A 6,937-nucleotide genomic window follows, 5' to 3' on the forward strand; every position below is an offset into this window, starting at 1 on the left:
CTATAAAACAATCAACTTTACTTTTACCCTACTTAAATTAAAAACAAATACTTTTGCAACGCACCAATAGGAAATTTAGATGCCAAATACAAACCAATCAAATACTTGCGACGAAATAATCTTTTCCTCATTTTTCAAAAGTCATATAAAAGCACTTCGGAATTTTCTTATTTACAAATTTGGCAATCAAGAACAAGCAGAAGATGTAGCACAAGAAGCGTTTGTCAAACTCTGGCAAAACTGTGATGCAGTGCCGATTGAAAAGGCAAAGTCCTATATTTATACGATAGCAAACAATAGCAGTTTAAATGAAATTGCACATCAAAAAGTGGTGTTGCGATATGAAAAAAACTTTACAGGTTTAGATAAAACAAATGAAAGCCCAGAATATCTTTTGGAGGAAAAACAATTTCAAGCAAAACTGTTGAAAGCCATTGAAAATTTAAACGAAAAACAACGTGTGGCCTTTTTGATGCATCGTATTGATGGAAAAAAATATAGCGAAATTGCATTGGATTTGAATATAAGTGTAAAGGCAGTAGAAAAGCGCATTCATTTGGCTTTAGTAAGCTTACGCAAAGAAATTGATTTGTAAAAGTAGGGTAAATAGAGTTTTAGTTGTTTAAACATATAATAAAAGTACAATGAAAGAAAATCACTTACTAGCGAAATGGCTCAACAATGATTTGTCAAAGGATGAATTAGTGGCATTTGAAGCAAGTCCCGATTTTGAAAAATACCAAAAAATTAAGAACTATACCGCACATTTAGAAGTAGAGGATTGGGATGAAAATCCGATGCTAGCGAATATTCTAAAGCAGAAAAAAACGGTTACAAAAGTAGTTCCTTTATACAAAAAATGGTTCTTTCAAGCAGCGGCAATCCTTGTTTTGGCTCTTGGAATTACTTTCGCAATCCAAAATTTTGTACCACAAACGCAAACGGCAAACTTTGGTGAAAAAACCACTTTTTTATTACCGGATAATTCCGAAGTGGTACTGAATGCGGGTTCTGAAATACACTTTAAAAAATGGAATTGGGACAGCAACAGACATCTTGAACTAAACGGAGAAGCTTATTTCAAAGTAGCCAAAGGAAAACGTTTTGAAGTGCAGACCAACCTAGGGAAAGTATCAGTTTTAGGGACGCAATTCAACGTAAAAGCTAGAAAAAATAGGTTTGATGTTGTCTGTTACGAAGGACGTGTAAAAGTAAATTATGGAAATACTCAAGTGCTGTTAACGCACGGACAAAGCGTTATTTTTGAAAATGGTAAACAAATAAATCGAGGAACAATTTCATCGAAGCCAGAATGGATGGACAATCAAATCGCTTTTTATAAGGAAAATATCAAATCCTTGCTAGACGAAGTTCGTAGACAGTACAATATCACGATAGAAGTAAACGCAAAAGATACCACGTCTTTATTTACAGGAAAATTGCCAACTAAAAATCTAGATGTTGCTTTGCAAATAATAAGTACAACTTATAATTTAGAGATGAAAAAAGTCTCAGAGAATACAATAATTTTTGACGAAAAATAAATGTTGCACCCCAAATCATTTCATTTTTCCTTTTTTTTCTTTTTCCTTGTCCTGCATCTTTTGGCTCAAGAGAAAGAAAAAAGTATGCCTTTTAAAAAAATTATAATTGAGATCGAACAACAGCATAAGGTTAGCTTTAATTACACCGAAGACAATATCACGGGACTGCAACTACACCCTCCTAAAAGATCACTCTCATTAGATCAAAAACTACAATATCTTGAAAGAAAGACCAATTTGTCTTTTGAAAATATAGGAAATCAATTCATTAATATTTACAAAAAAGACAAGGAAGCTAATATAATTTGTGGCTACGTTTTTTCGGCAGACAAAAAACCTATCGAGAACGCAAATATCAATTTAAACGATAAAATCCAGCTTACAACGGATGCTAATGGTTATTTTGAAGGTGAAAAATCTGAGAAAAACATACTCTGGATTAGTCATATCGGATACATAACCAAAAGAATTGTTGCTACTAATTCAGCTCCCAAAAAGTGTTTGGAAATTCTACTATCTCCTGATATCACAGAACTAGAAGAGATTAAAACCAATGCTATTTTGGCTTCGGGAATCTCAAAAAGCAAGGACGGTTCATTTGAAATTAAACCCAAGAAATTTGGTATTTTGCCAGGACTTATCGAGCCAGATGCTTTGCAAACAATGCAGCAAATTGCAGGTGTAAATAGTATCGATGAAAGTGTGTCAAGCATTAATGTACGCGGGGGTACTCACGACCAAAATTTGTTTTTGTGGAATGGAATACGAATGTTTCAAACGGGGCATTTTTTTGGTTTAATATCGGTTTTTAATCCTAATTTAGCTCATACTATTGCTATCTATAAAAACGGAAGTTCTGCTTTTTACGGAGAGAGTGTCTCTAGTGTAGTAAATATTTCTTCTACTCCAGAAACTGCAGAAAAAAATACTTTTAGCGCAGGAATCAACATGATTAATGCTGATATTTATGCTAAGTACAATCTTTCGAAAAAGAGTTATATCGAAATCGCTGCCCGTAAATCGATTACTGATTTTATAGAAACTCCTACCTTTAAAGAATACTTCAATAAAATATTTCAAAATACGACAATCTCTGATTTCTCCAAAAATCAAAATGTCAATTATCAAGGTGATAAAAAATTTGGGTTTTATGATGGAACGCTAAAATATGCTCAAAAAATAGGAAACAAAGACCAAATAGTTCTGGATGTAATAACCATAAAAGACAATTTGAAAGTTTTTCAAAGTGCTGTTGCAACTGACATAAGCAAATCAGAAGACAATGTTTTACGGCAGCAAAATTATGGCGGAAATTTGTCTTGGAAAAGAGAGTGGAATAGTTTTAATACCACTAAAATTAATTTTTTTAACTCTTCCTATGAACTTTTGGCCAACCAAAAATCTACTTTTGGGAACCAAATCGTTATTCAAGAAAATACTGTGGAAAACAATGGAATAAATTTAGAAAATAACCATACCATTAACACTAAATTTAGTTTTAATAATGGCTATCAGTTTAACGAAATAGGAGTTACGAATTTGGAACAGGTAACTAATCCAGATTTTTATCGTAAAACGAAAGAAGTATTGAGATCTCATACTTTAATTTTAGAAGGAAAATACAATGATACCATTTCCAAAATAATTGGTAAGATAGGAACACGAATTAATTATATCGAAAAATTTAAGAAATATATCGTAGAACCTCGATTGCAGTTGAATTACGGCATTAGCAAAAGTTTGAATATAGAACTATTAGGTGAGCTCAAAAGTCAGAATTCGCAACAGATTATTTATCTGCAAAAAGATTATTTTGGAATCGAAAAAAGACGTTGGGTTTTATCTGACAACACCACAATTCCTATTCAAAGAAGCAAACAAGTATCGTTGAATTTATTTTATAAAAAGGGAGATTGGATCTTGGATATAGAAAATTTTTATAAAAAAGTCACTGGAATTACGACGTCCAGCCAAGGTTTTCAGAATCAACTAGAGTTTATTCAAACTAATGGGAACTATGAAATTTTGGGGACAGAAATTCTGATTCAAAAAAAGATGAATCATTTTCTGACCTGGTTAAGTTATACGTACAATGACAATAACTATGATTTTTCTAATTACGAACACCCTATTTTTCCTAACAACTTTGAGTTGATGCATACTTTTTCGTGGGCAGGAATATATGAGAAAAACAATTTCAAAATAGCTCTTGGTACAAAATGGACTTCTGGCAAACCTAAAACATCTCCAGCCAGCTCTCAAATCGATCCTTCTAACCCCGTGATCAATTATAATAAACCCAACAATACCAATGTAAACGTTTTTTCACAAGTTAATCTTTCCGCTACTTACAAGTGGGTAACTGCAAATGGAGTCCAATATAAATTAGGAATATCTATCTTAAACATCTTGAACAGAAAAAATAAGATTAACGAGTACTATAGAATTAGTTCTTTATCAAACGCTATAGAGGAAGTAGCAACTTTTTCACTTCAAAAAACGCCAAACATAAGCTTCAGAATTTCATTGTAAAGCACTCTTTACAAGGTTCTTACAAATAACCTTGTCCTTCTTTTTATTTTTTTTCTAAAAATAGCAATTATTTAGGTAGGGTAACCTAGACCCTAGCTGTTTTACTATTGAATCATATCCAATTAAAAATATGAAAAGAAAAAAAACAGCAACTATAATTGTAACGCTACTCCTACTAGCATCAGCAGGTATCTATTTTTATTACGGTTTTCTATTTAAAGAAGCACGCAATATAGAATCCGAAAAACCAACAGTAAGTACATCTGCGACAAATCTGATGAATGAGTATAATTCAAATCAAGAAAAGTCAGATTCACTGTATTTAAATAAAACTATTGAGGTAACTGGAAAAGTAACTAAAGAAACGGATTCTGTAGTGGTTCTCGATAGCATTGTTTTTTGCCTTTTCATTAAAAAGAAAAGAAACAAACTATTAAATAGTCGACTATCCGTTAAAGGCAAATGCATTGGTTACGACGAGCTATTTCAAGAAGTTAAACTAGACCAATGTATCATTAATAAACAAAACAACTAATCCATTTTATGAAGAATTTTTTAATCTCTACCTGTCTTTTTTTGACTACTCTAGCCTATTCACAGGATGATTTGCTTAACAGTCTTGATACGAATCAAACAGCTGAGAACTACAGTACCGCTACTTTTAAAGCACTGCAACTGGTAACCTTACAGACTACAAAAATGCCTGCCAAAAAAGAATTTTATTTTGTGGTATCTCATCGTTTTGGCTCTGTTGAAGATGGTTTGGATAGTTTTTTTGGTCTAGATAATGCCACAACAAAACTTGGAGGTATTTATGGAATTACCGATTGGCTATCAGTTAATCTTTCTCGACATACGCTAAACAAAATGTATGAAACGGGAATAAAGTACCGAATGGCAAGACAAGGGGATAGTTTTCCTCTAGACATTGTGGGATATTCCGTGGCAGACATTAATACGTTTTTAGAAAAAAAACAATTTCCTGGCTTAGAATTTAAGCACCGCTTAGCTTATGTTCAACAGGTATTGATATCAAGAAAAGTCAATGAAAACTTGTCATTAGAATTGATTCCTTCATTTGTGCACAAAAATCTTTACAATCCCGACATAGAAAGAGACAATCAGTTTTCTTTTGGAGGAGGTGGACGCTATAAAATCACCAAAAGATTATCAGTCAATCTAGAATACATGCACAATTTTGACAAGCCTAAATTTTATACAAACCCATTATCAGTGGGACTTGATGTAGAAACAGGAGGACATGTTTTTCAACTCATATTTACCAATTCACAAGCCATGAGCGAGAGTGCGTATCTTACCAATGCATCTGGCGAATGGGGTAAAGGAAATTTCTTTTTCGGATTTAACTTATACAGAGTATTCTAATTAACCATAAAACAATAAATTCTATGAAAAAAACAATCGCACTTACAATTTTACTTGCTGGATTATGGAGCTGTAGTTCTGACACTACTGACACTATTGAACCAATAGCAAATCCTGCACCAAATCCTACGCCAAATCCTACACCTCCAACAGCATCAACATTTACTTATAATGGAAATGCAAAGACTATTGTAGACAACAATTGTGTACGCTGCCATTCAAGTGGAGGTTCTGCTTCATTTAGACCTTTAACAACATTTGCACAAGTAAAAGCAGCTGTTGAAAACGCAAATTTATTAGGCCGTATACAATTACAAAACGGACAATCAGGAATTATGCCACAAGCCGGAAGAATGTCTCAAGCGAATATTGACATAATTCTTAAGTGGAATACAGATGGACTTAGAGAGAATTAATGATGAAATAAACGTAACCGTAGATTAATTAGAGTTGGAAATCATCAAAACCAAGATAAAATGAAAAACGATGAACCAAACACGTACAAAACTAAGCGGATTGCATAAATTAAATAAAACCAATACAGCTAACAGATGAAAAAATCCTTTATCAACTCCTTTTTACTCTTATTGATTATTCTAGTAAATACCAATGGATTTGCTCAAAAACTGATAACAAAAACAGGAAATATAAAATTTCAGGCTTCTATGCCTTCCTTTGAAGAAGTTGCGGCTGAGAATAAAAGTGTATCTGCAGTTTTAGAACAATCAACGGGTGATTTCGCAGCTTTAGTTCTCATAAAAGGCTTTCGTTTTAAAGTGGCTTTAATGGAAGAACATTTCAATGAAAACTATATGGAATCCGAAAAATTTTCGAAAGCAACGTTGAAAGGAAAAATTGAAGATTTTGATGTTTCAAAAATAACAACTACCCCTAAAAATTTCACTCTAAAAGGAGATTTAACTATTCACGGTAAAACTAAAACTGTATCAGTAATCATAAAAGTTGCAAAAGTTGCAAACGGAGTTAATGCTACTGGCTCATTTGAAGTAAAACCAGAGGATTTTAATATTGACATTCCTAGTATAGTGAGTAAAAAAATTGCCGATAAAGTAAAAATTGCATACAATTTCACATTAACTAAATAATTCATATTGCATTCATACTCTATAAGTAGCTAAACAAAACGCTTATTTTTTTGTGAAATAGCAGTCTTCAGGAGGTCAGTTTACAATTAGACTGACCTCCTTTTTAATAATCCCTAACTGAATTTAAATGATTTGTATAAATTATGTTGTTACTGGACAGGATGTAAATGATGATATGGAAATGGAAAGCACCGCATACATTTCATACACACTACGTTTATTGTATCGTTTTTTGTTTGATAATGGATTTTCAAAAGAGAAGCTCAACGCTAAGCATCTGGGTCTTCAAGTAGAGAATCATGAATTAGTTTGTTATAAAAATTTGATGTTTACTGAGTCTTTTTTTATCAAAATAGAAAATTATTATAT

Annotated in this window: 7 protein-coding genes and 1 pseudogene; all 8 read left to right on the top strand. The window is 32.4% G+C overall.

The annotated features are described in order from the left end of the window. Nucleotides 1-79: 79 nt before the first annotated feature. Nucleotides 80-595, top strand: a complete 516-nt coding sequence (locus FPG59_RS12225) for an RNA polymerase sigma factor (protein ID WP_086454876.1) — start codon at nucleotides 80-82, stop codon at nucleotides 593-595. Between the two features lie 49 nt (nucleotides 596-644). Next, nucleotides 645-1,544 (top strand): FecR family protein, encoded by a 900-nt coding sequence (locus FPG59_RS12230; RefSeq protein ID WP_086454877.1) that lies wholly within the window; start codon nucleotides 645-647, stop codon nucleotides 1,542-1,544. An 84-nt stretch (nucleotides 1,545-1,628) separates the two neighbouring features. Continuing rightward, nucleotides 1,629-4,076, top strand: coding sequence for a TonB-dependent receptor (locus FPG59_RS12235; protein ID WP_254906698.1), 2,448 nt, complete (start codon nucleotides 1,629-1,631; stop codon nucleotides 4,074-4,076). Nucleotides 4,077-4,206: 130 nt separating this feature from the next. Next, complete coding sequence (locus tag FPG59_RS12240) at nucleotides 4,207-4,611, top strand: hypothetical protein (RefSeq protein WP_086454879.1); 405 nt, start codon at nucleotides 4,207-4,209, stop codon at nucleotides 4,609-4,611. Nucleotides 4,612-4,619: 8 nt separating this feature from the next. Next, on the top strand, nucleotides 4,620-5,462 hold the full coding sequence (locus tag FPG59_RS12245; protein WP_086454880.1) for a DUF5777 family beta-barrel protein: 843 nt from the start codon (nucleotides 4,620-4,622) through the stop codon (nucleotides 5,460-5,462). A 23-nt stretch (nucleotides 5,463-5,485) separates the two neighbouring features. Next, nucleotides 5,486-5,878, top strand: a complete 393-nt coding sequence (locus tag FPG59_RS12250) for a hypothetical protein (protein ID WP_086454881.1) — start codon at nucleotides 5,486-5,488, stop codon at nucleotides 5,876-5,878. A 135-nt stretch (nucleotides 5,879-6,013) separates the two neighbouring features. After that, a complete protein-coding gene (locus tag FPG59_RS12255) occupies nucleotides 6,014-6,568 on the top strand; it encodes a YceI family protein (RefSeq protein WP_086454882.1) in 555 nt (184 codons plus the stop codon). 127 nt (nucleotides 6,569-6,695) lie between these two features. Beyond that, nucleotides 6,696-6,937 (top strand): annotated as a pseudogene (locus tag FPG59_RS12260) (hypothetical protein); the annotation flags it as partial.

This window comes from Flavobacterium sp. FPG59, from assembly GCF_002150205.1.
Lineage (GTDB): Bacteria > Bacteroidota > Bacteroidia > Flavobacteriales > Flavobacteriaceae > Flavobacterium.